This is a genomic window from Gordonibacter pamelaeae 7-10-1-b, assembly GCF_000210055.1.
In the GTDB taxonomy this organism is placed as follows: Bacteria; Actinomycetota; Coriobacteriia; order Coriobacteriales; family Eggerthellaceae; genus Gordonibacter; species Gordonibacter pamelaeae.
The window spans coordinates 2,050,078-2,051,987 of the sequence record NC_021021.1; the positions used below are offsets into that span (position 1 = coordinate 2,050,078).

The 1,910-nt window shown below is 66.5% G+C and carries 3 protein-coding genes; all 3 read right to left on the reverse strand.

All coding sequences use genetic code 11. The features are described 5' to 3' along the window. Positions 1-417, reverse strand: a 417-nt coding sequence (locus GPA_RS09445) for an AAA family ATPase (protein ID WP_041239401.1), incomplete at its 3' end; no start/stop codon positions are given. Between the two features lie 123 nt (positions 418-540). Further along, positions 541-987 carry a protease inhibitor I42 family protein gene (locus GPA_RS09450; RefSeq protein ID WP_041240340.1) on the reverse strand — a complete coding sequence of 149 codons (447 nt, stop codon included), beginning with the start codon at positions 985-987 and terminating at the stop codon, positions 541-543. Positions 988-1,189: 202 nt separating this feature from the next. Further along, a partial coding sequence (locus tag GPA_RS09455; RefSeq protein WP_231847619.1) for a leucine-rich repeat domain-containing protein occupies positions 1,190-1,910 on the reverse strand: 721 nt, incomplete at its 5' end.

A 1,910-nucleotide genomic window follows, 5' to 3' on the forward strand; every position in this document is an offset into this window, starting at 1 on the left:
GTGCTGGGATGTCTTCATGAGCTGCTGGTGCTCGTGCTGACCGCAGAGGTCGATGGCGGGCGCCACGGCACGAGCAAGCTCGCCGACGCTCGCCATGCGGCCGTCGAGGGAGACGCGCGAGCGGCCGTCCGCGGTGACGCGGCGCGTGGCGACCAGCTCCCGAAGGTCGGCCTCGGCGTCCGCATCCTCGAGCCCATCGAGCGCGACGCCGTAGAACCTCCCCGACACGACGAGGGCCTCTTCGCCGTCGCGGACGGCATCCTTGTCGGCGCGCGCGCCCATGAGCAGCTTCAACGCCGAGAGCAGCGCCGTCTTGCCCGCACCCGTCTCGCCCGTGAGCACGGTCAGCCCGCGCGCCGGCACGAGCGCGGCCTCGCGGATCAACGCGAGGTTCTCAACTTGGATCTCATCGATCATCGCGCACCCCTCACACCTTGATCGTTCCTAGACCATCAAGTATAGCAGCGGTTGCGCGCCATCTCGAAACAACCACGCTTCCTTGCAGCGCAGATGCCTGCCGCAAGGAAGCGTGCGGATGGCCTACTGCACGGAGGCTTCCACGAAAACACCGTCTTTCACCTCGGTTTTGACAACAACCGTCTTGTCGCTGTCGGAAGCCTCCCATGAGCGAGCGTACGTCAGCGTAACGGTCGCTTCGCCCGAACCCTCGGCCTGGTAGGTGAACGTATGCACGCCGCCGGCGCCCGCCTTGCCGTCCGAGGTCGTGTCGGCCTCGTACTCGTCGCCGGCAGCCTTGACGGCAGCGCCTTCGATCGAGCTTTTCCACTCGTAGCCCGTGGTGGCGTTCGCGTCAAGAACCACGATCATCTTCCCGCCTTCGCACGACAGCATGCCGCCTTCGAACACGCTGTCGATCTCCTTGCCGTCCGCCGGCGAATCCGCAGCAGGCGCCGCGCATCCTGCGAGGAACGCAGCCAAGGCAACCGCGAACATGCCGCCCAGCATAACCTGCACAAACCTCTTCATCTTCATCGTCTCCTCGCTTTCCGCCGCCCAAGTGCGGCCGCCTCGCACCCCCACCGCCGTACGACCGAATCCCGAGCCGCTTTGCCAATCAAACTGCCAACACATAGTAGACCATAACGGATAAAATTGCTTGATCGGCGCTTATGCCATTGCGCTGCGCTTTAGGCCCATCCAACGGCATGCGTTCGATATCGCACCGATCTCACAGCGCGAACCGCTCCCTCGCGCTTGACGGCCTCGCCTGCTCCCGGTGCTGCTCCATGAGGTAGAGCACGCAGTCGGTGCGGTTGCAGGCACGCAGGAGCTCGATCTGCCGTTCGAAGGTGCGGTTGTCGATGAACCCGTCGCGCACGAGCGCCTCCACCATGGCCCGCTCGCCCTCCTGTGCCACCCGCTGCTGCGCCTCGCGCTCGTGTTCGCGCAGGTACGCCACGAGCGCCGCACGCGTCGTGTCCTCCAAACGGTACGGCACCGTCAGCCGATGCAGCACGGCGCCGAGCCTGTCCGGCAGGTTCTTTCCCGAACGCAGCAGTTCGTCGTAGCGAGCGTAATCGAACGGAACGCCGTCCGGCGCGTCCGTCAGGAAGCACGTGAGCAGCTGGTCGGCCGATACGTGGACGACCGTCCCCGTATGCTCGAGGCGGCACACGGCGTACTCGAAGCTCCCCTCTCCGATGGAGCGCACGCTGGCAGGGATGGGCACGGGCCCTTCGAGCACGCGCGAGCAGAAGCAGTGCGCCCCGATGGCCTCAAGGCCTTCCGGGAGCGCAAGGCGCCGTGTGCCGCGACACGCGTTGTCGCGCCCGATCACGCGCACGGTGTCGGCAACCACGAGCGACGCGGGCGCATACGGAAGCGCGCGCACGCCCACGCGCACGAGCGGGCGTCCCTTCACCGAACGCGGCAGCACCAGCACGTCCTCC

Excerpts from the sequence above, each read along its gene's own strand:
- GPA_RS09450 (WP_041240340.1), bottom strand. The coding sequence starts at position 987 with ATGAAGAGGTTTGTGCAGGTTATGCTGGGCGGCATGTTCGCGGTTGCC.